19 protein-coding genes, 1 tRNA gene and 1 pseudogene are annotated in these 20,186 nt (G+C 70.9%); 10 read left to right on the top strand and 11 right to left on the bottom strand.

Features of this window, described 5'->3' with window-relative positions:
- The first annotated feature begins 179 nt into the window (after nt 1-179).
- On the top strand, nt 180-2,630 hold the full coding sequence (locus tag ACVMYR_RS14690; RefSeq protein WP_457122059.1) for a penicillin-binding protein: 2,451 nt from the start codon (nt 180-182) through the stop codon (nt 2,628-2,630).
- Between the two features lie 89 nt (nt 2,631-2,719).
- Here ACVMYR_RS14690 and ACVMYR_RS14695 read toward each other — a convergent pair whose 3' ends face one another.
- On the bottom strand, nt 2,720-3,346 hold the full coding sequence (locus ACVMYR_RS14695) for a SanA/YdcF family protein (protein WP_229404874.1): 627 nt from the start codon (nt 3,344-3,346) through the stop codon (nt 2,720-2,722).
- 80 nt (nt 3,347-3,426) lie between these two features.
- Nucleotides 3,427-3,882, bottom strand: coding sequence for a GatB/YqeY domain-containing protein (locus ACVMYR_RS14700; protein WP_074472220.1), 456 nt, complete (start codon nt 3,880-3,882; stop codon nt 3,427-3,429).
- Nucleotides 3,883-3,907: 25 nt separating this feature from the next.
- Here ACVMYR_RS14700 and ACVMYR_RS14705 point away from each other — a divergent pair, with 25 nt between their 5' ends.
- Nucleotides 3,908-4,801: a metallophosphoesterase gene (locus ACVMYR_RS14705; RefSeq protein ID WP_457122012.1), complete on the top strand. Its 894-nt coding sequence runs from the start codon at nt 3,908-3,910 to the stop codon at nt 4,799-4,801.
- A gap of 284 nt (nt 4,802-5,085) precedes the next feature.
- Nucleotides 5,086-5,159, top strand: a tRNA-Pro gene (locus ACVMYR_RS14710).
- 61 nt (nt 5,160-5,220) lie between these two features.
- On the opposite strand, the pseudogene ACVMYR_RS14715 reads toward ACVMYR_RS14710, so the two are convergent.
- Nucleotides 5,221-5,560 (bottom strand): annotated as a pseudogene (locus ACVMYR_RS14715) (tyrosine-type recombinase/integrase); the annotation flags it as partial.
- A gap of 492 nt (nt 5,561-6,052) precedes the next feature.
- Between ACVMYR_RS14715 and ACVMYR_RS14720 the strand changes: the two are divergent.
- From ACVMYR_RS14720 to ACVMYR_RS14745, 6 genes are all read left to right on the top strand, one after another.
- Nucleotides 6,053-7,291 (top strand): hypothetical protein, encoded by a 1,239-nt coding sequence (locus ACVMYR_RS14720; protein WP_457122013.1) that lies wholly within the window; start codon nt 6,053-6,055, stop codon nt 7,289-7,291.
- A gap of 299 nt (nt 7,292-7,590) precedes the next feature.
- Nucleotides 7,591-8,121 (top strand): hypothetical protein, encoded by a 531-nt coding sequence (locus ACVMYR_RS14725; RefSeq protein ID WP_457122014.1) that lies wholly within the window; start codon nt 7,591-7,593, stop codon nt 8,119-8,121.
- A gap of 568 nt (nt 8,122-8,689) precedes the next feature.
- The gene (locus ACVMYR_RS14730) at nt 8,690-9,856 is read left to right on the top strand and encodes a helix-turn-helix domain-containing protein (RefSeq protein ID WP_457122015.1); all 1,167 of its coding nucleotides are present in this window, start codon (nt 8,690-8,692) and stop codon (nt 9,854-9,856) included.
- Nucleotides 9,857-10,046: 190 nt separating this feature from the next.
- Nucleotides 10,047-10,214, top strand: coding sequence for a hypothetical protein (locus ACVMYR_RS14735; RefSeq protein WP_457122016.1), 168 nt, complete (start codon nt 10,047-10,049; stop codon nt 10,212-10,214).
- Nucleotides 10,201-11,403 carry a helix-turn-helix domain-containing protein gene (locus ACVMYR_RS14740; protein WP_457122017.1) on the top strand — a complete coding sequence of 401 codons (1,203 nt, stop codon included), beginning with the start codon at nt 10,201-10,203 and terminating at the stop codon, nt 11,401-11,403. The genes ACVMYR_RS14735 and ACVMYR_RS14740 overlap by 14 nt, the downstream gene beginning before the upstream one ends.
- Before the next feature lie 2 nt (nt 11,404-11,405).
- Nucleotides 11,406-11,645, top strand: coding sequence for a hypothetical protein (locus ACVMYR_RS14745; RefSeq protein WP_457122018.1), 240 nt, complete (start codon nt 11,406-11,408; stop codon nt 11,643-11,645).
- A 322-nt stretch (nt 11,646-11,967) separates the two neighbouring features.
- Here ACVMYR_RS14745 and ACVMYR_RS14750 read toward each other — a convergent pair whose 3' ends face one another.
- From ACVMYR_RS14750 to ACVMYR_RS14775, 6 genes are all read right to left on the bottom strand, one after another.
- Nucleotides 11,968-12,204 carry a hypothetical protein gene (locus tag ACVMYR_RS14750; RefSeq protein ID WP_431892378.1) on the bottom strand — a complete coding sequence of 79 codons (237 nt, stop codon included), beginning with the start codon at nt 12,202-12,204 and terminating at the stop codon, nt 11,968-11,970.
- A 208-nt stretch (nt 12,205-12,412) separates the two neighbouring features.
- Nucleotides 12,413-13,072 carry an HNH endonuclease family protein gene (locus ACVMYR_RS14755; protein ID WP_457122019.1) on the bottom strand — a complete coding sequence of 220 codons (660 nt, stop codon included), beginning with the start codon at nt 13,070-13,072 and terminating at the stop codon, nt 12,413-12,415.
- 201 nt (nt 13,073-13,273) lie between these two features.
- Nucleotides 13,274-13,774 carry a hypothetical protein gene (locus ACVMYR_RS14760; RefSeq protein ID WP_457122020.1) on the bottom strand — a complete coding sequence of 167 codons (501 nt, stop codon included), beginning with the start codon at nt 13,772-13,774 and terminating at the stop codon, nt 13,274-13,276.
- A gap of 87 nt (nt 13,775-13,861) precedes the next feature.
- A complete protein-coding gene (locus tag ACVMYR_RS14765; RefSeq protein ID WP_228986650.1) occupies nt 13,862-14,320 on the bottom strand; it encodes a lamin tail domain-containing protein in 459 nt (152 codons plus the stop codon).
- Nucleotides 14,321-14,586: 266 nt separating this feature from the next.
- Nucleotides 14,587-15,219 (bottom strand): histone deacetylase, encoded by a 633-nt coding sequence (locus ACVMYR_RS14770; protein ID WP_457122021.1) that lies wholly within the window; start codon nt 15,217-15,219, stop codon nt 14,587-14,589.
- Between the two features lie 4 nt (nt 15,220-15,223).
- Nucleotides 15,224-16,003, bottom strand: a complete 780-nt coding sequence (locus tag ACVMYR_RS14775) for a phosphodiesterase (protein ID WP_457122022.1) — start codon at nt 16,001-16,003, stop codon at nt 15,224-15,226.
- Between the two features lie 239 nt (nt 16,004-16,242).
- Between ACVMYR_RS14775 and ACVMYR_RS14780 the strand changes: the two genes are divergently transcribed.
- The gene (locus ACVMYR_RS14780) at nt 16,243-17,622 is read left to right on the top strand and encodes a GGDEF domain-containing protein (RefSeq protein ID WP_431892420.1); all 1,380 of its coding nucleotides are present in this window, start codon (nt 16,243-16,245) and stop codon (nt 17,620-17,622) included.
- 96 nt (nt 17,623-17,718) lie between these two features.
- On the opposite strand, the gene ACVMYR_RS14785 is transcribed toward ACVMYR_RS14780, so the two are convergent.
- Nucleotides 17,719-18,780 carry an aspartate-semialdehyde dehydrogenase gene (locus ACVMYR_RS14785; RefSeq protein WP_043964903.1) on the bottom strand — a complete coding sequence of 354 codons (1,062 nt, stop codon included), beginning with the start codon at nt 18,778-18,780 and terminating at the stop codon, nt 17,719-17,721.
- 4 nt (nt 18,781-18,784) lie between these two features.
- Nucleotides 18,785-20,050 (bottom strand): aspartate kinase, encoded by a 1,266-nt coding sequence (locus ACVMYR_RS14790; protein ID WP_077937963.1) that lies wholly within the window; start codon nt 20,048-20,050, stop codon nt 18,785-18,787.
- Nucleotides 20,051-20,186: the final 136 nt, after the last annotated feature.

Here is a 20,186-nt window from a genome sequence, read left to right on the forward strand (position 1 = left end):
CGCAGTACGTGAAAACGCTGCGCCGCTCCTCCGATCGGTGGAGACTCATCGCGGATCCGCGCAACCCTGCACCAGGGCTCGTGCGTTTAGCACAACGAGGTCGGCGCGCGCAGGAAATGGGGAAAAGACGCCCCAGCGCCCCTCGTTCCCTACTCGCGTACCCTGTCGAGGTGACCTGGATGCGGAAACGTGACCATAATGTGCTGACCAACGCCGCATCGCTGCTCGTCTGTGGCCTGCTGGCCGGCGTGGTGGTCGCAGCGGCGGCCTTCCCCGCGGTGGCGATGTCCGGGCTGGCCGCCAAGGCCGGCGCGGAGACCTTCGGGGCACTGCCCAAGGAGCTGACGGTGGGCCGCGCGCCGCAGATCAGCTACCTGCTCGCCTCCGACGGCAAGACGCCGCTCGCGACCATGTACGACGAGAACCGGCGCGACGTGAAGTTCGGCGACATGTCGCCGTACATGCCGAAGGCGATCATCGCCGCGGAGGATCACGACTTCTACAAGCACAACGGCGTCGACCTCAACGGCGTCGCCCGGGCGTTCGTCAACAACCAGTCCGGCGCGAACTCCCAGCAGGGCGCGTCGACGCTGACGATGCAGTACGTCCGGCTGGCCATCGCCTACTCGGCCACCCACCCGGCCGACGTCGTCGCCGCGACCGAGGACACCAGCGCCCGCAAGCTGCGCGAGATGCGGCTGGCCCTCCAGGTCGACAAGGAGTTCTCCAAGGACGAGATCCTCACCCGCTATCTCAACCTCGCCTCCTTCGGCAACGGCGCGTACGGCATCTACGCCGCCAGCCAGGTCTACTTCGGCAAGCCGCCGAGCAAGCTCAAGATCGAGGAAGCGGCCATGCTCGCCGGCATGGTGAAGGCCCCGAGCACGAACGACCCGACCACCAAGACCGGGTACCCGCTCGCCCTGGACCGGCGCAACTACGTCATCGACAACATGGTCAAGACTGGCGCGATCACCAAGGAGGAGGGCGAGGCGGCCAAGGCCACCAAGATGGTGATCAAGGACAAGACCACCCCGAACGGCTGCGTCGCCACCAACAAGAAGGAGTGGGGCTTCTTCTGCGACTACTTCTACCGCTGGTGGATGCAGCAGGAGACCTTCGGCTCGACCTCGTACGACCGGGAGCGGCGGCTCAAGAGCGGCGGCTACACGATCGTCACCAGCCTCGACGTGCAGGCGCAGAACGGCGCCGACAAGGCGGTCCGCAAGAACCTGGGCGTCAACAGCAAGGCGGCCCGGATGGTCGCGGTCGTCGAGCCGGGCACCGGCCGGGTCCGCGCGCTCTCGGTGAACCGCAACTTCAAGATCGACGACCCGAAGAAGCCGCAGAACAAGCTGAACAGCGACCCGCGCAAGCGCAGCAAGGGCATCCGGGGCAACTACCCCAACACGGTGAACCCGCTGCTCTCCGGCGGCGGCGACATCAAGGGATACCAGGCCGGCTCGACGTTCAAGATCTTCACGATCGTGGCCGCGCTGGAGAAGGGCATCCCGCTCAGCTACACGATCAACTCGCCGAAGCAGTTCAAGTCGGAATACATCATCAACCCCAGCAGCCCGGCCGCCTGCCAGGGCCCCTACTACTGCCCGACCAACTCGGTCGAGTCGATGGCCGGCGTGCACAACATGTGGAGCGCGTTCGGCCGCTCGGTGAACACCTTCTTCGTCCCGCTCCAGCAGCAGGTCGGCGCGGAGAACGTGGTCAAGGCGGCGCAGAAGCTGGGCATCCAGTTCCGCTCGAACGAGGACGCGGACTTCGCCAACAACAAGGAGGCCGCGCACCAGTGGGGCGCGTTCACCCTCGGCGTGTCGGCCACCACCCCGCTGGACCTGGCCAACGCGTACGCGACCCTCGCGGCCGACGGTAAGTACTGCGAGCCGATCCCGGTGCAGGAGATCAAGGGCCCGGACGGCAAGAAGCTCGACATCGCCAACCCGCGCTGCGAGCAGCGAATCAGCACCCAGGTCGCCCGCGCGGCCGTGGACGCGGCCCGCTGCCCCGTCGGCGACCGGTCGTCCACCACCCGGTGCACCGGTGCCACCGCCGGCAACGTGCGGAACATCGTCGGCAAGCCGGTGGCCGGCAAGTCCGGCACCACCGACTCGGAGAAGACCTCGTCGCTGGTCGCGATGACCAAGCAGTACTCGGTCGCCGGCATCATGGCCGACCCGGACTGGCCGCAGACCAACCAGCAGATGGGCCACGATACCCCGACGGGCATCAACCCCCCGGTGTACGAGACGCTGCGCGACGCCATGAAGGGCAAGAAGGGCATCGAGTTCACCCCGCCCAGCGGCAAGATCATGGAGGGTGACCAGCGGTCGATCCCCGACGTGAAGTGCGTGGACGTCGAGACCGCGAAGGACCGGCTGCGGGGCGCCGGCTTCGACCCGGTGGTCTCCTCGGCCAAGGTGCCGTCGAGCTGCGCGGCCGGCCAGGCCGCCGGCACCAGCCCGAACGGGCGCACCATCAAGGGCGGCGTGGTGGTCATCGAGGTCAGCAGTGGCAGCGGCGGCCCCTCCAGCCCGCCGGCCAACGGCGGCACCGGTGGCGGGCCCGGCCCGGGCAACCCACCCGGCCAGGGCGGCCGACCGGGTCGCAACGGCTGACCGGGCCGCACCCGCATCGCAGGTGACGACGGGCGGGCACCCCTCACCGGGGGTGCCCGCCCGTTCTCGTCGGCCCGCCTGCCGGGCGGTCAGCCGAGCGCCAGCGCGTCCCGGACGGCGGGGTCGACGGGTGAGCGGACCGCCGGCGGCCGCCCGCTGACCGCGTCCCACGCCGCCTTCCCGCTGGCGAAGTAGTCACGGACCGCCTTCTCGGCGAGCAGGGCCGCCGGGCAGCCCGCACACCGGGCGGCCACCCCGTCCACGTCGACGCCGAGACCGCGGCACAACGTCACCGCCCGCGACAGGTGGTAGGACTGGGTGACGATCAGCGCCCGCGTCACCCCGTACACCTCGCGGGCCCGGGCGCAGCTGTCGTAGGTGTCCAGCCCGAACGGGTCGGCCACCACCCGCCCGGGATCCACGCCGAGTTCGACCAGGTACGACGTCATCACCGTCGGCTCGTCGCCGGACGCGCCGCCGCCGTCGCCGGACACGAGGACCACCCGGGCCCGCCCGTCGCGCACGAGCGCGGCAGCGGTCTCCAGGCGCCCGGCGAGCCGGTCGGCGGGGCGACGCCGGTCGGCCGCCACCTCGGTGCCCAGCACGATGACGACGTCGGCGGACGGCGCGTCGGCCTCGCCGTGCACGTGGCCGTGCGCGGCGATCTTCGTCCAGAGCCACGGGCCGCTGACCAGCAGCAGGCCGACGACGCCCACGACAGCCAGGCGCGTCAGAAGCCGTCGTCGACGGGTGGGACGGCCCGCCCCGCCGGTTTTCCCGCTCTCCGGCACCCGCGTCAGAGGCCGAGCTGGCGGCGTACCTCGGCGGCCACCCGGCCCCCCTCGGCCCGGCCGGCCACCGCGGCCTGGGCCGCCTTCATCGCCGGGCCCATCTGCGCCTTGCCGGTGAAGCCGCCGGCGGCGAGCGCCCCCGCGACCAGCTCGGCCAGCTCGTCGTCGGAGAGCTGCTTCGGCAGGTACCGGTCCAGCACCTCGCCTTCGGCGCTCTCCTTCGCGGCCTGCTCGGCGCGCCCCGCGTCCGCGAAGGCGGTCGCGGCCTCGCGCCGCTTCTTCGCCTCCTTGGTCAGCACCGCGAGCACCTCGTCGTCGGTGAGCTCGCGCTTGGCCTTGCCGGCGACCTCGGCCGTGCCGACGGCCGCCAGGGCCATCCGCAGGGTGGAGGTGGTCAGCTCGTCGCGCGCCTTCAGGGCGGCGCGCATGTCGGCGGTGAGGCGGTCCTTCAGCGTGCTCATGACCGGTGAAACTACCCTGAACGGCATGCGAAAGCGCACACTATTCCGACTCGGCATGGGCACCGTCGCGGCCGGGGCGGCAACCCTGGCGTACGCGTCACTCGTCGAGCGCAACCTGTTCACCCTGCGCCGGTTCGACGTGCCGGTGCTGCCGGCCGACACCGAGCCGCTGCGCGTGCTGCACCTGTCGGACCTGCACATGATGCCCGAGCAGCGGCGCAAGCAGGACTGGGTGGCGTCGCTCGCGGCGCTCGACCCGGACCTGGTCGTCGTCACCGGCGACAACATGGCCCACCCGGGCGCGGTGCCCGGCGTGCTGCGCGCCCTCGCGCCGCTGCTGGACTTCCCGGGGGCCTTCGTGTTCGGCTCGAACGACTACACCGGGCCGGTGCTGAAGAACCCGTTCAGCTACTTCCTGCCCGACCGGGAGTACAGCGAGGGCGCCGAGCTGCCGTACGACGAGCTGCGCGACGTCTTCACCGGCGCCGGCTGGGCGGACCTGAACAACGCCCGGACGACGCTCAAGGCGGGCGGACGACTGATCGAGCTGGTCGGCGTCGACGACCCGCACATCGCGCGGGACGACTACCACTCCGTCGCCGGCCCCGTCTCGGCGGCGGCGGAGCTGTCGATCGCGCTGTCCCACTCCCCCGAGCCGGCCGTGCTCGACGAGATGGCCGCCGACGGCTTCGAACTGCTGCTGGCCGGCCACACCCACGGCGGGCAGGTCTGCGTGCCGGGCTTCGGGGCGCTGGTGACCAACTGCGGGCTGCCCCGGTCGATGGCGAAGGGCCTGCACCGCTGGCCGGAGTCGGACGCCTGGCTGCACGTCTCGGCTGGCCTGGGCACCCATCCGACCGCCCCGGTGCGGTTCGCCTGCCGACCCGAGGCCAGCATCCTCACCCTGATCCCCCGCTGACGCTCCCCGCCGCCCCGGCGGGGTGGCGGAGAGTGTGACGTACGCCGCCTCGGGCCGCCGTCCCGGGCGTGCCCGCCGCCCTTCGCGGAGGCGCGGCGGGCGCGGTCGGGGCGGGCGCGGAAGCGGCCCGGGTGCGGCCGCTCCGGGACGACAGGGCTGCTCGGAGCGCTAGGGAGCTGAGTCGTTTACGACATCGGCCGGGGGGCGCACCGGGGCCCGGCGGGGCGGTGGGGGTACCGAGTTTGACCATCGGGGCGGGTGGGCTAGTATTTGTCCGCACGCCTCGGGGTGTGGCGCAGCTTGGTAGCGCGCTTCGTTCGGGACGAAGAGGTCGTCGGTTCGAATCCGGCCACCCCGACAGAGGTTAGAGGGCACATCCTTTCGAAGGATGTGCCCTCTAGTGCTTTGTACAGCAGCGGTCAGCGCAGGCTCTCGCCGAGGCGCTTGAGGGCGTCGCGGGTGGCGTCCGAGGACGCCTGCGAATAGATCTCCATCGTCACCGACACCTCCGCGTGCCGGAGCACCTGCATGATGACGCGCGGGTGCACGTCCAGGTCGACGAGCAGGGTCGCGCAGGTGCGCCGGGCGTCGTGCACGGTGATCCTCCGGACCCCGGCACGGGCGCAGCGGGCGGCCCAGGAATGGTTGAAAGTTGCGCGGCTTCACCGGGGTCCCGTAGCGGGTGGTGAACAGCAGCGGCGAGCCCTGCCAGGCGATGCCCGCCTCGTCGCGGTCGGCCTTCCTCGCCTGCTGACGGAGGCCAAAGCGGCCCTTGATGGGCCGCACGCGCCGCCGCCAGGGCGCGTGCCCGTCGCTGCGCTGGCGCTCCGACTCCGGTCACGCAACACGCCCGGCGGCTGGCGCGGAGGGCGTGTAGCCCGGTGGACCGCCGGATGACGACAGGCCGTTGTCGGGTGGGGTGGTGGGGCCGGCAGCCGGCCGGGCCGCGCGGCCGACACCCGCGCGGCGTGGGGAGCGCCCGTCGGGCCCGTCGGCGGCTGCTGGGTGGGTGGGTGGGTGGCGGGTTGCGGGTTACTGCGCCTCCGGCGGGGGCGCTCCGGCTCCAGGATGGCCGGGGGTCCGTCGGCGGCTAGCGGTCCGTGGGTGGTGGCGGTGGGAGCCATCCCGCCTACCGTTGACCCGGGCGAGCCGAGCAGACCACCGCCCGACCCGCCAGCGTCCGTACGAGCCGTCAAGGCCGTCTTGACGTGGCGGGCCGGGCGGAGGCCCGCTCCACAGGAGTGCGGGTCGATGGCAGACGGGATGACAGAGGCGCAGAATGTCATGGTGATCGGATCGGAAAATGCACAGGTCGTACGGCGTCATTACGTCTTCGCGCTTCGAGACGAGGTGCCCGCGCCGGACGATGGGTGGACGGTCTACCGGCACGGCCCAGAATGCTTTGTAGATGACAGCCCGAGCTGCGAAGGGGAAAACTGCGAGGCCGCCGAGGTCTGCAAGATATTCCTGTTCGAGGGTGAAGATGGGCGTCTATTTGACGGCTTCAAAGACCTGTTGTGCACTCTGGGTCGGCTAAGCGGACAACCAGAGCAGGACTCCGGTTCGGAGTTGAACCCACTGCCTGTCCGGCGAGTCGTAGCTGCCGTTGGTGCACCCTGGCGCGAGGGCGACAACGGTGGGGCGCACTACGAAAAGTGCATGTCGCTTCTGCGCGATACTGTCAATGCTCTTAGGCTTGCGACTGGCGCACACACGCCGCAAGTCACTATCGAGCGCGTCTGGCCTGCCTACTTCGTTGTCGACGAATACTCCGGTGGCATGATGGAAGCCCAGCAGTTAGTGGTCGTTGAGCATGGCTGGCGTCCAGTTCCTGCTGCGACATGCGATGAGGTTGAGACAGCACACGGGATCCTGATCGCCAGTTGGCTTCGAAACCCGACCGAGATTTACGGGCATTTCAGGTTGGAAGCCCAGCGCGCGGCGCAAACTGACGGCGACTATGTTGAGTGCATATTGAAAGCGGCGACTGCCGCCGAAGTGCTCATTAAAAACGTTGCGTGGATGCTGACGTGGGAAGCCACGGAAATCTTTAGCAGCGACCCAGCGCCCGGAACGTTCATAGTCAAGCCAACAAGCGAGGGGAAGCCGCGAGACCTAATCGGAAAAGTGTTGTCGCCACGTCTGGGGGGAAATTGGTCGAGCCAGACCCCGCGGCAGCCAATTGGGGCATGGCGAACCGCGATTGCCAAACGGCGGAACGCCGTCATCCACCTTGGGTATCGGCCAAGCGCGGAGGAAGCATACGAGGCAATAGCGGCGCTGACAGTGCTGGAAAAGCACGTGGTGGACCGACTAGCCGCGAAATCCGCCGTTTATCCGCGTACCGCGCTCCAGATCATCGGCCGGTCGGGCCTTGAGCACCGAGGAGCATTTGGAAAGGTGCGAGCCACGCACCAGGGCCAGGATCTGCAAGAGTTGCTCAAGGAGTATCTGTCCTGGGTTGAGGGGCACCTCGATCTCGACCTCTAGGGCATCCGCGTCCGATCGCCAGCCGAGTGACGATCGGTGCGGACGCTAGCGGACAAGCACGGACGATGGCGGATCGCGCCTCCAGGTTGAACGCCACGGAACAGCAGATCACGTGGCCGCGCTGGTTGCCTGAGGGCCAAAGGGTCGTCCCATCGTGAGATGCCGGGTCCGGGCCGGGTTGCGGCCTCAGGGTATATTCACAGAATATTCGCCGTTCCTTTGCGTAAGCACTCCTGGGAGCCGTTGTGCCCGAAGCCGATACACAAAGTCAAATCGGGGTTACTCAGTCAGGTTCGGACGTGAATTGGAAGACCGTCTTCGTCTCCACCTTCACGAGTCTTCTCGTGGCAATCCTTGCGGCCACTTCGAGTATCATCGCTACTACCCTCTCAAACGACAAGGACCGCGAGTTGCAAGTGGCTGAGATCCGCAATCAGCAGCGGGAGGCAGCGAGAGTGAAGAGGGAGGGTGTTTACCAAAAGTTTCTTGATGCGGCAAACGAGCTGGCCGTCGCGGCAAACAGGGTCGACGCGGAATGCAAGATGGCTGCCGCTAAGAGACCGTCCGACGGGCTTGTAAGGTGCGATGCTCGCTCTTTAATCTCCGCCCACTTAAAGTATCGCTCCGCAATCAATTCTGTCTACATCTACGGGACGCCAGCGGCGATTGTCGCTCTCAACGCCGTCGCGGCCGAACTTCCGGACGCTCCGGGGAGCGGGAGCTTTGTCTCCAAGCAGGTGAACGGTGAGCGTTTCGCAGAGGCGTATGTCCAGTTCATGACGGCAATGTGCTACGACGTGCGACCCGATCCAGACCAGCCATGCGAATAACAGGATCTTGACAGCAGCAGTTAAGGCAACCGGCCGGGATGAAGACGACCGGGGCCGACGTTGCACGCACGGTCAGCCGAGGCAGGAGAGTGTCCGGGACGCCGGACGACGCGCCCAGAACTTACAAACGAGTGGTCAGACGGGCGAGGCAGCAAGAAGGCAGCGCGAGCGTCGACACAGGTCAACCCCGAACCTAAACCGAGGGCGTTCGGCACCTGCTCAGCGACGCGGAACACCGCCAGTTGACAGCGGTCGACAGGTTCAGACCGCATCCCCCCGACGGGGGTCGGTGTGGGGTCCTTATCGGCTGGGCCGCGGCCGAGTAGTGCGCCAAGGAGGCGTTGCCTGGGGCGCGTGGTGAGGGTCCGGCGGGAAGCGAGTGCCACTCACTCTCGTCGGCGTCGGGGCATGCAGGATGCACAGCGACGCCATAGATCATCGTCAAGCGGTGACCGGCCGGGTCCGCGAGCGGCGGTCGCTACTTTCCATCAGTCTCGATGTACCGTCAGTAGTGGTTGTCCGCTGACTAAAGCTGAGCGGGTTCGTCATTCCGGCTGGGAGCGCCGTTGTGTCGCACGTCGATCCGCGTTTCGGGGCCCAGTTACGGGCTCTGCGTGCCGAGCGGGGTCTGTCGCTGCGGGCGCTCGGGCAGCTCGCGCACCGGGGCAAGAGCCATCTCCATGATCTGGAGACGGGTGTCAAGGCTCCAACGCCCGAGACGGCCCGGCATCTCGATGAGGTCCTTCAGGCTGGCGGCGCGCTCGCGCGGCTCGTTGGTCAGCCTGTCGACCATGATGCTGAGGCCGACGAGTTGCTTGCCCGGGTGCGGGCCAGTGATGTGAGCGCCGAGACGCTCGCCCGCATCGAGGCCAGCGTTGACGACCTGGCGAGCGCGTACGCGACGACCCCGCCGGTGGATCTGCTTCCGATGGTGCGCAGGCACCTGGCGTACGTGGGCCGGCTGCTGGATAGCCGGGGGAGTCTGGTGCAGCGGCGGCGGCTGGTCGTTGCCGCCGGCTGGTTGACTGTGCTGCGTGCGACGGTGCACATCGACCTTCGGCAGGGTTCCGCAGCCGGCGCGCACCTGCTCGCTGCTGCGGCGCTCGCCGAACACGCCGAGCATGCGGAGATCCAGGCGTGGTGTCTGGAGACCCGCGCGTGGGACCGGCTCACCCAGGGCGAGCATCGGCAGGCGATCGACCTGTCTCAGCAGGCCCAAGAGATGGCACCTCGGGGCAGCTCGGCGCACATCCAGGCGACGGCCCAGGAAGCGCGGGGGTGGGCGCGCGTGGGTGACGTGCGGCGGACCCGTGACGCGCTGGACCGCCTGGAACGGTTGACCGCGAACCTGCCCGTGCCGGAGCGGGCCGAGCATCACTACCGGTACGACCCGACGAAGGCGCTGGCGTACACGGCGACGACGCTGTCATGGGCGGGTGACCCGGCTGCCGAGCAGGTGGCCCGGGTGGCGTTGGCGGAGTTGGACCCACGCGGCGACGGGGGTGACCGGCCACGGCGGTCCGCGTCTGCCCGCCTCGACCTGGCCCTGGCGTTGGTGGCCGCCGACCAGCCCGACGAGGCAAGCGCCGTCGCCGCCGAGGCGATCCGTTCCGGGCGGGTGGCACCGTCGAACTGGTGGCGGGCACGCGAGGTGCTGCGAAGGGTCGAGCAGACCGACACGACAGAGGTGTCGGCGCTGCGCGAGGTGTACGAGGCATACCGGCCCGCCAACTGACAGAGGACAGCCGAACCGCCCAGCGGACAACCGACACCTTTGAGTAACCGGCCGATCGCTCAATGCTGTGAGCGAGAGCGGAATCGGCGCGAGCACACCACCAGAGCGCCGTGACCCGCTTGGAGCCGGGCGCGGCGGTGTTGGTCCTTCCATGAGCACGCCGTCGCGCCCCTACCAGCGGAGGTGGGGAATGGGCGACACCGGTCCGGTCGAGGGCAGCAGGGGCGAGCAGATCCAGCAGGCGGAACGGGAAGCCGCCCGACGGCGGATCCTGGCGCAGGCCGAGCAGGAACGGATACCGGCCGAGGAGACCACCCGGGCGGTGCCCGACCGGCGGTGGCGTCGTGAACGGCCTTGAGCTGTTGCCGGTGGGCCGTCGGGTGGCGTACTGGCGGGGGCGGCGGCAGTTGTCGCAGCAGGTGTTCGCCGATCGGCTCGGCAAGTCCAAGAGCTGGGTGGACAAGGTCGAGCGGGGCGTCCGGTCCCTCGACCGGGTCTCGACCCTCCACGACATCGCCGCCGTGCTGCGGATCGACGCGGCGGTGCTGCTGGGCCGGGACACCCAGCCCGCCGACGTGACCGGTCGGGTCGAGGGCGTCGAACAGGTCCGGGAGGCCCTGTCGACGTACGACATCGCGGTGGGCCACGTGGTGACCGACCGTGCCGTGGTGGCGGCGGATCAACTCGCGCGGGATGCTGCCCACACGTGGGTCAGCTTCCAGTACGCCCGGTACGCGCGGGTGACCGCGATGGTCCCGGAGCTGTTGGCCGGCGCGCAGCGCGCGCACGCCGCCGACCCTGAGCAGGCGCGGGCAACGCTGGTGGAGGCGTACCGGGTGACCGCGTCGCTGCTGACGAAGCTGGGCGAGACCGAGCTTGCCTGGTTGGCCGCCGACCGGGCCATGCTCACCGCCACCGGCGATCCCATCCTGGTGGCCGCCGCCACCGTGCAACTCGGCCAGGCGCTCCGCGCCTACGGGCGGACACAGGCAGCCGTGTCGGCGGCCCGGGCCGCCGCGTACCGGATCGCCCCGGCCGACCCCGACGACGCGCAACCGCCGGAGCTGTCGCTGTACGGAACGCTGCTCGTCCAGGCGGCCCTGGCCGCCGCCCGCCACGGCGACGACCGCACCGCCGCCGACCTGATCGACGAGGCTGCCGCCATGGCCACTCGTGTCGGCGACGGTCAGGACCACCACCGGACCGCGTTCGGACCGGCAGCGGTCGACCTGGCCCGGGTCGCCGCCGCTCTCGACCTCGGCAACACCCACGAAGCGGTCATCTGGCACAGGAGAGCCACCAAGCGGGTGGGATGGCGGTGGCTACCTGCCGAACACCGCGCCGCGCACCTCCTCGACGCCGCCCGCGCCTACCTCTACACCGACGACCCCACCAACGCGGCGCGGGCCTTGGTCGAGGCCGACCGGACGGCACCGGCCGAGGTGCGCCACCGCCCCGCCGCCCGCACCATCGTCGCCCAGGTCGCCCGACACCCACACGCCCCGGCCACCATCATCCAACTCGCCGTCGTCCTCGGGGTGACCTGACCATGACCGCGCCGTTCCTCTCCCTGGCCCAGATCCGCAACCGGCTGGCCCTCACCGCCCGCCAGATCCTCCGCGACCACCAACCCGGCACCGACGGGCGCTGCCCGATCTGCCGGACGTCGGGATGCACCGTGGCCGCAGCCGCCCGCAACGTCATCGACACCGCCGAGGAAGTACAGCAGCGGAGTACAGCAGCCCAGCCGGCCACACCGGACCGGGACGACCCTCAGCACGCCGGATGACCTCGGATGACACCCGATCCGACCGGCTCGCCGCCAGTTCGGGACGAAGAGGTCGTCGGTTCGAATCCGGCCACCCCGACAGAGGTCAGGGGCCACTCTCCATCGATAGGAGTGGCCCCTGGTGCATTCCTGCTGGCGAAGGTTGAGCGCCGCCGCGAGGATGTCCCGCAGCGGAGCCCTGGCGTCCGAGGTCTGCGTCTTGGTCTCCTTTGCAGCAGTCGGCCGCCGACCCGCTGCAACTGCCAGCCGATCAACAGCTCGACCACTGCCAGGTCCACCGGCACGGGATCGCTAGCGAGCACAGCAAAGGTGTTGAAGTTGTTCAAGCCAAGTCCTCGGGCGTCACCCTCGCCTCCCCGAGAAGCTTCCTGGCGAGAAGCAGGCGGCCGAGGTTGACCGCGTAGACGTTGCTGACTAGCACCAGGATCGCCGCACCGAACTCGCGTTGATCGACCAACAACAGCACAGGGAGACCGGCGAACAACAGCACGAGCAACACGAAGATCCAAAGGGGGAACCGCAGGTAGTAGAGGAGGGAGGGGAGAGGGAGCTTAGGCACGCGATCATTAGAACCCGCAGACCAGGGCACCGGAAGCCATCCACGGCTGATCATTGTTCCGAGACGAGGTTGGTCGCCGGCCTCAGCGGCAGGCGCAGCAGCTGTCTCTACACTCCGAAGACGTGGAATTAGGCGCCGCGAAAAGTGCCAGCCATCGCTTGGCCATGGCAGAGCGAGCGCCAAACGAAGCGCAGGGCGGTACGGCGGGTCAGTACGCGTACGTCACCGAGATGGTGACGTTGGGGCAGGAGTTCGCCCAGCTCGTGAGCGCGTCCTTCTCGGCCGTGTCGACGGTGAGCCGCCAGCGGGTCTTGGTGGCCACCCACTCGTTGACGTAGCGGCAGCGGGCGGAGCTGTACGACGGCATCCAGGTGGCCGGGTCCTGGTCGCCCTTGGACTGGTTGACGTTGTCGGTCACCGCGACCAGCGAACGCGAGTCGTCCAGGTCGTTGGCGTATGCCTGGCGGCGGCTGGTGGACCAGTTGCGAGCCCCGGAGTCCCACGCCTCGGCGAGCGGCACCATGTGGTCGATGTCGACATCGCCGGTGGCGGTCCAGTAGGCGTTGTCGTAGTAGGAGTACCAGCGCCCGCCGGAGAGGGTGCAGGTGCCGCTGACGGTGGGCGCGGTGACCGCCTCGGCGAGCAGCACCTCGTTGCGGGTGTTGCAGCCGTCGCCGTCGGCGTCGATCCAGTGCGGGAAGAGGTCCCGGCTGTAGCCGGTGCGGATCTCGGTGGCCACCGGCAGGGCCGCGACGGCGGTCTGCAGGGGCGCGGAGTAGCTGGCGGCCCAGGCGGGGTCGGCCAGGCCAACGGTTGCGGCGAGGGCGGCGGCGAGGGTGGTCGCGGCCACGCGCGGCGTGCGGTTCATGGTGCTCCGTCCGGGTAGGCGGGATGCATCGTCTCTCATGTATATAGACAGAGGCGACATTCCCACAACCAGGACCCGCAGGTGAACGCTTCGCGAACCCTCGAATGACGACTGACCGAGGATGGCTCAGCGGTCGAGCAGCATCCGGCGGTATGCCTCGACGTCGCCGGCGTCGACGTCCCGGAGCAGCACGCGTACGCCTCAGTCGTTCAGCTCGGTGCGCCGGATCTCGGCGAACGCGGCGGCCAGCAGGCCGTCGAGCGGCCGGTCCGGCGCAGCCGGAGGCCCTTCCGAAGCGCTCGCGGCCAGCAGGTCGGCGAGGAGCAGCGGCGCGTGCCGGGCCAGCGCGGCCGGGTCGGGCGGGGTGGGGTCGTCGCCCGGGTCGTACACGCCGAGCGCGCCGGCCAGCAGCACCAGCACCACGTGCGGGTCGACGTCAGGCCGCCAGGTCGCCGCGCCCCGCACGCACGATTCCAGCACCTGCCGGACGTCGTCGCCGTCCAGCCCGTCGGGGTGGGTCTCCTCCAGCAGCAGGCGGACCACCGCGCCGAGGACCAGCCCGGACCGGTCCGCCCCGGCGAGCCGGTCGACCGCCTCGTCGTACGCCTCGGTGTCCCGGACCCGGGCGGCGGCCACGGCGTCGGTGGCTGCCCGGGCGATCTCGCGGGCCGGCGCGGGCAGGTGTCGCCAGGTCGTCGTCATCGCTCCCAGGATGGCAGACCCACCAAGCGGGCCGGACGCTGGCGGCCGGCTCCCCCCTCATGAGAGCCGGCCGACCAACAGACATCGTCAGCAGTTGGTGTAGCTGCCGCTGCTCCCCCACGAGCAGGAGTCGATGGTCTTGCCCGCCGTGTCGCGCACGTACGCGGTGTCGCCGGTGTTGTTCCAGATGTACGCGCCCGACCCCCAGTACCGGTGGGTCGAGGTGTTGGTGCCCTTGCCGGTGTGGATGGTGACGCTGGCCCCGGCGGCGAGCTTGAAGTCGCTGGTGAACTTGTAGATGTGGCTCGACTTGTCGCGCAGCGTCCACGACTTGAGGTTGACGGTCGTGGTCTTGCGGTTGGTCAGCTTCACGTACTCGGCGTTCAGGCTGCTGTTCGACCGGTCGTCGGTGCCCGGCGAGTTGTAGTAGGCCTTGGTGATCTGGATCGCCGGGGTGGCGGCCTGCGCGGGCGCGGCCAGGGTGAGCGAGCCACCGACGGTGACGGCGAGAGCGACGGCGATGCCGGTCAGCCTCTTCTTCAACACGATCCCCCACATGCTGACGGCTGGCCCTCGACGGGTGCCGGCGCGGAACGTGAGCAGAGGCTATCGGCGTCGGACGGCCACTGTGGATGGTTCGACACCCGCGCCGGCAACTACGCCCGCAGGGCCCACCGATCGCGGCCGAACGGTGCCGAGGGACCGCGCGAACGGCGACGCAGCGTGACGCGAACGGCGGGAGAGCACGGGGCGAACGGCGACACAGCGTGACGCGAACGGCAGTACCGGGGCACGTCCCGGGCGGGCGAGCCTCACCCGGCGAGTGTGGCCACCACCAACGAGTCGACGGCCCGAGGGTCCCAGCGGTCGGCGACGCCGGGGCGGCCCACCAGGTAGCCGGCGATGCGCGCCGGTGCCCAGCCGTGCGCCTCGCGCAGGCCGGCGGCGAGCATCGCGAGGTATCCGGGGGCGGGGGCGGTCCACTCGACGTCCGCCGCCCGCCACGGTGCGGTGAAGGTCAGCATGGGCACGCCGTCGCGGAGCCCGGTGCACAGCAGCGTCTCGTAGCGCCCCGGGCCGAGGGTGGCCCGGCCGTGGGTGACCGCGGCCCCGATCAGGTCGAGGTCGGCGCCGGGCTCCCGGTACATCTCCTGCGCGGCGACGTCGGCGAACTGCTCGCGGGTGAGCAGCCAGGCCCGCGCCGCCGCCGTGCCGGGCAGCGCCGGATCGTAGAAGGCCATCCCGCCGGTCCAGGCCCGGGACTCCCCGGCGAAGTAGATGCCGCCGGGCACCAGCACCGCCGCCGACCGGCGGGGCGGCCGGCAGTCCCGACATCCGGGGTACGTCCGCAGCCCGCCCGGCGGCCGGCCCCCGCCCAGATACCAGCCGAGCCGGTCGGCGTGCATGTTCGAGCCGTAGGCGACGTACCAGAGAAGTTCGTCCATCCGGTCAGTACGCGCCGGTGCGGGCCGCCGCGTGGCTCACCTGCACGGTGTGGGTGACGCAGCCGCCGTCGGCGACGAGGTGCAGCAGGAAGGCGGTGGGTTCGAGGGCGTACCCCATCTCGTCGCCCTCGTCGAGGGTGAGCGACGACTGCCGCCAGGTGCTCGGCGCGGTGGTCAGCACCGTGCCGGCGAAGCCGACCGTGACGGGGCGGTGCACGTGCCCGGCGACGACCCGGACGACGTGCGGGTGGGCGGCCACCACCGTGGCGAGGTCGTCGCCGTCGAGCAGGCGCATGCCGTCGAGGTAGGGCAGGCCCACCGGGACCGGTGGGTGGTGCAGGCAGACGACGGCGGGCAGCCCGGGTCGGCGGGCGAGCGTCTCGTCGAGCCAGGCGAGCTGCTCGGGGCCGAGCCGGCCGGCCGGCTCGCCGGGGCTGACGGAGTCGAGCATGACGATGGTCGCGTCGGGCTGCTCGACGGCGTAGTGGGGGAGGTAGCCGCCGCCGAGGTGCGGGGTGCCGCCGAAGATGTCGAGCAGCGACTCGCGGTCGTCGTGGTTGCCGGCGACGAGGTGCACCGGCACCGGGAACCGGGCGATCAGGTCGCGCAGCGCGACGTACTCCTCGGGGCTGCCGTGCTCGGTGAGGTCGCCGGCGATGACAACGTGGTCGGGTCGGGGGCGCAGGCCGAGCACCCGGCCGAGCGCCCGGTGCAGCGCGGCGGCGGGCTCGGCGGCGAGCGGACCGGTGGTGAGGTGGGTGTCGCTGAGCTGGGCGATGAGCATCGCGTGCCTCCAGGTCGACCGGTGCCTTCAGGCTATCGCCGCCGCCCTCGGCCCACGGCCCCGTCCACAGGCCGCGTCCACAGCCTGTGGATAGCACATGTGTACGAAGCAAATGATCTTGGTGGCAGCCTGCTGAGCTGCGGTGAGTACGCTTGGTCGGGCCGCTTCCCTTCCCTGTCAGGAACCACGTGCGCGTAGATCACCACCGGGTCGTCCGGGACGTCACGGTCCGCCTGCCGATGGCGTCGACCGCCGTCGAGGCGTGCCAGTGGACCGTCACCGCGCTGGCCCGCTACGCGCCGGCCACGATCTCCGTGCTGCTCCAGGTGCGCGACCGGCTGCGCTGCGTCGCCGCCACCGGCGCGTGGCAGGTCTTCGCCACCGTCCCGCCGAAGGCCGGCGTCGTCGGCCGGGTGTACGCCTCCGGCGAGCCCGCCACCGTCGAGGACGTGGCCGCCGACCCCGACTACCTCCCGGTACGCCCCGACGTGACCGCCGAGGTCTGCGTGCCGGTCCTCGACCCGGCGGGCCGGCCGATCGGGGTGCTCGACCTCCAGTGGTCCGACCCGGTCGAGCTGGACGCGTGGCGGGAGACCGCCGAACGCGTCGCCGCCCGGCTCGGCGCGCGGATCACCGCGCTGGGCGGCCCGCCCGCCGAGACCCGCAGCGAGAAGCTGCTGCGGCACGCCGCCGCGCTGACCGCCGCCCCCACCGAGTGGGACCTGATGACGACCGCCATCTGCGCGGCCCGGGAGGTCTCCACCCTCTCCGCGGCCGTGCTGCTGCTGTCCGGCGGCGGGAGGGGCCCCCGGCTGGGCGCACCCACCGGCGCACCGGGCGAGCTGGAGTCCCGCATCCGGGCCGAGCTGACCGAGGCGGGCGCGCCGGCCCTGCACCGGATGGTGACCCGCGCCCACCGGCACGGCGCCGGCTACACCCTCGGCGAGGCGGGGCACCCGCCCACGGAGGAATACCGGCCGCTCGCCGACGCCGGGGTGCGCACCCTGGTGGCGGTGCCCGTCGGGCCGCCCGACGGCGGAGGGGTGCTGCTGGTCGCCGACGAGCGGCTGCTGCGGCCCGACCCGACGACGGTCAACCTGATGGAGCTGCTCGCCGGGCAGGCGTGGACGTGCCTGGACCGGCTGCGTACGCTGGCGCGGCTGCGCGAGCAGGCCAGCTCCGACCCGCTGACCGGGCTGCGGCACACCGGGCCGTTCGGGCAGCGGATCGCGCGGGCCACCCCGGGGCGTACGGCGCTGCTGGCCATCGACGTGGACGGCTTCAAGGCGGTCAACGACACGTACGGCCACCAGGCCGGGGACCGGCTGCTGGTGGGGCTGGCCCGGGCGCTGGAGGCGGCGCTGCGCCAGGGCGACGAGCTGTACCGGATCGGCGGGGACGAGTTCGTCGCCGTGATCGAGGTGAACCGCCCCGAGGAGGCGGTGCGCATCGCCGAGCGGCTGGCCGAGGCGGCGCGGGGCACCGGCCGCACGATCAGCGTCGGCGTCGCCCTGCCCCGGCCGGGCGAGTCGCCCGAGCAGACCCTGCGCCGCGCCGACCAGGCCCTCTACGCGGTCAAGCGCCAGGGGCGCGACGGCGTCCGCCTGGCCGCCGCCTGAGCGAACCCACCGCGCCTGAGCGCCGGCCGCCGGTGGGCGGGACACACCGCGCCTGAGCGCCTCACCATCCGACCGCCCCCACCGGCGCGCGGGGCGTCAGCGGGCGGTCAGCTCCTTGGCCAGCAGCTCGCCGATCTGGGCGGTGTTGAGGGCCGCGCCCTTGCGCAGGTTGTCGCCGGTGACGAAGAGGTCGAGGGCGCGCGGGTCGTCGACGGCGCGGCGGATGCGGCCGACCCAGGACGGGTCGGTGCCCACGGCGTCGATCGGCATCGGGAACTCCCCCGCGGCCGGATCGTCGACCAGGATCACGCCGGGGGCGTTGCGCAGGGCCTCCCGGGCGCCCTCGGCGTCGACCTCGGTGGCGAAGACGGCGTGCACGGCCACGGAGTGGCCGGTCACCACCGGCACCCGTACGCAGGTCGCGGAGACCTTGAGGTCGGGCAGGCCGAGGATCTTGCGCGACTCGTTGCGCATCTTCAGCTCCTCGGACGACCACCCACCGTCGGCGAGCGAGCCGGCCCAGGGCACCACGTTGAGCGCCAGCGGGGCGGGGAACGGCCCCAGCTCGTCGCCGACCGCCTGCCGCACGTCGCCGGGGCGGGAGCCGAGCACCCGGTCCCCGGCGATCTTGCCGAGCTGGAGGTGCAGCGCGTCCACGCCGGCCTGCCCCGCCCCGGAGACCGCCTGGTAGGACGCCAGGACCAGCTCGCGCAGCCCGTACTCGCGGTGCAGCGGGGCGATCGCCACGATCATCGCGAGGGTGGTGCAGTTGGCGTTGGCGACGATGCCCCTCGGCCGGTTGCGCACCTGCTCGGGGTTGATCTCGGGGACGACCAGCGGGACGTCGCGGTCCATCCGGAACGCGCCGGAGTTGTCGACCGCCACCGCGCCCCGGGACACCGCGACCGGGGCCCACTCGGCGGAGACGTCGTCGGGCACGTCGAACATGGCCACGTCGACGCCGTCGAACGCCTCCGGGGTGAGCGCCCCGACGGTCAGCTCCTCGCCCCGGCAGCGCACCCGCCGCCCGACCGACCGCTCGGAGGCGATCAGCCGGATCTCGCCCCACACGTCGCGCCGCGACGACAGCAGCTCGCACATGACGGTGCCGACGGCACCGGTCGCCCCGACCACGGCGAGGGTGGGCCGCGCCGGCACGGCGTTACCGCCCGGTCCCCGCGTAGACGATGGCCTCGGTGTCGCCGCCCAGCTCGAAGGCGTCGTGGATGGCCCGGACGGCCTTGTCGAGGTCGGTGTCCCGGCAGACCACGGAGACCCGGATCTCGGAGGTGGAGATCATCTCGATGTTGACGCCGGCAGCGCCGAGGGCGGCGAAGAAGCCGGCCGCGACGCCCGGGTGCGACCGCATCCCCGCGCCGATGAGCGAGACCTTGCCGACGTGGTCGTCGTAGAGCAGGCCCTTGAACTTGACCGGCTCCTGGATCTTGCTGAGCGCGGCCATGGCGGTCGGGCCGTCGGTCTTGGGCAGGGTGAACGAGATGTCCGTGCGGCCGGTGCCCTCGGTGGAGACGTTCTGCACGATCATGTCGATGTTGATCTCGGCGCTGGCGACGGTGTCGAAGATCCGCGCGGCGGCGCCCGGCTCGTCCGGCACCCCGACGATCGTGATCTTCGCCTCGCTGCGGTCGTGGGCGACGCCGGTGATCAGTGCCTGTTCCACAGCAAGGTCCTCCATCGATCCGGTGACCATCGTGCCGGTGTTGGTCGAGTATGACGAGCGGACGTGGATCGGCAGCCCCGCGCGGCGCGCGTACTCGACGCTGCGCAGGTGCAGCACCTTCGCGCCGCAGGCGGCCAGCTCCAGCATCTCCTCGTAGGTGACGTGGCGGATGTGCCGGGCGTTCGGCACGATCCGGGGGTCGGCGGTGAAGATGCCGTCGACGTCGGTGTAGATCTCGCAGACGTCGGCGTGCAGCGCGGCGGCGAGCGCCACGGCCGTGGTGTCCGAGCCGCCCCGGCCCAGCGTGGTGACGTCCTTCGTGTCCTGCGAGACGCCCTGGAAGCCGGCGACGATGACCACCGCGCCCTCGTCGAGCGCGCCCTTGAGCCGCCCCGGGGTGACGTCGATGATCCGCGCCTTGCCGTGCACCGAGGTGGTGATCACGCCGGCCTGCGAGCCGGTGAACGAGCGGGCTTCGTACCCCAGGTTGTGGATGGCCATGGCGAGCAGCGCCATGGAGATCCGCTCCCCGGCGGTGAGCAGCATGTCCAGCTCGCGGCCCGGCGGCAGCGGACTCACCTGGTTGGCCAGGTCGAGCAGCTCGTCGGTGGTGTCGCCCATGGCGGAGACCACCACGACCACGTCGTCGCCGGCCTTGCGGGCGGCGACGATGCGCTCGGCCACCCGCTTGATCCGCTCGGCGTTGGCGACGGAGGATCCGCCGTACTTCTGCACCACGAGTGCCACGACGGTGCACTCCCTCCCCGCGTCCTTCGACGTGTCGCACCGCCGGCAACCAGCCGGTGGCACCTTGTCAGACCCCATCAGGGTATCCGGCGGCCCGGAAGGCCGGGTCAGGTGATCCCACCATCCGGCCCGCCCG

It is taken from the genome of Micromonospora sp. PTRAS2 (genome assembly GCF_054052245.1).

Coding starts and splice junctions, on each gene's coding strand:
- ACVMYR_RS14690 (WP_457122059.1), top strand. CDS start 180: ATGCGGAAACGTGACCATAATGTGCTGACCAACGCCGCATCGCTGCTC.
- ACVMYR_RS14700 (WP_074472220.1), bottom strand. CDS start 3,882: ATGAGCACGCTGAAGGACCGCCTCACCGCCGACATGCGCGCCGCCCTG.
- ACVMYR_RS14705 (WP_457122012.1), top strand. CDS start 3,908: ATGCGAAAGCGCACACTATTCCGACTCGGCATGGGCACCGTCGCGGCC.
- ACVMYR_RS14720 (WP_457122013.1), top strand. CDS start 6,053: ATGGCAGACGGGATGACAGAGGCGCAGAATGTCATGGTGATCGGATCG.
- ACVMYR_RS14735 (WP_457122016.1), top strand. CDS start 10,047: ATGGGCGACACCGGTCCGGTCGAGGGCAGCAGGGGCGAGCAGATCCAG.
- ACVMYR_RS14745 (WP_457122018.1), top strand. CDS start 11,406: ATGACCGCGCCGTTCCTCTCCCTGGCCCAGATCCGCAACCGGCTGGCC.
- ACVMYR_RS14755 (WP_457122019.1), bottom strand. CDS start 13,072: ATGAACCGCACGCCGCGCGTGGCCGCGACCACCCTCGCCGCCGCCCTC.
- ACVMYR_RS14760 (WP_457122020.1), bottom strand. CDS start 13,774: ATGACGACGACCTGGCGACACCTGCCCGCGCCGGCCCGCGAGATCGCC.
- ACVMYR_RS14770 (WP_457122021.1), bottom strand. CDS start 15,219: ATGGACGAACTTCTCTGGTACGTCGCCTACGGCTCGAACATGCACGCC.
- ACVMYR_RS14775 (WP_457122022.1), bottom strand. CDS start 16,003: ATGCTCATCGCCCAGCTCAGCGACACCCACCTCACCACCGGTCCGCTC.
- ACVMYR_RS14780 (WP_431892420.1), top strand. CDS start 16,243: ATGGCGTCGACCGCCGTCGAGGCGTGCCAGTGGACCGTCACCGCGCTG.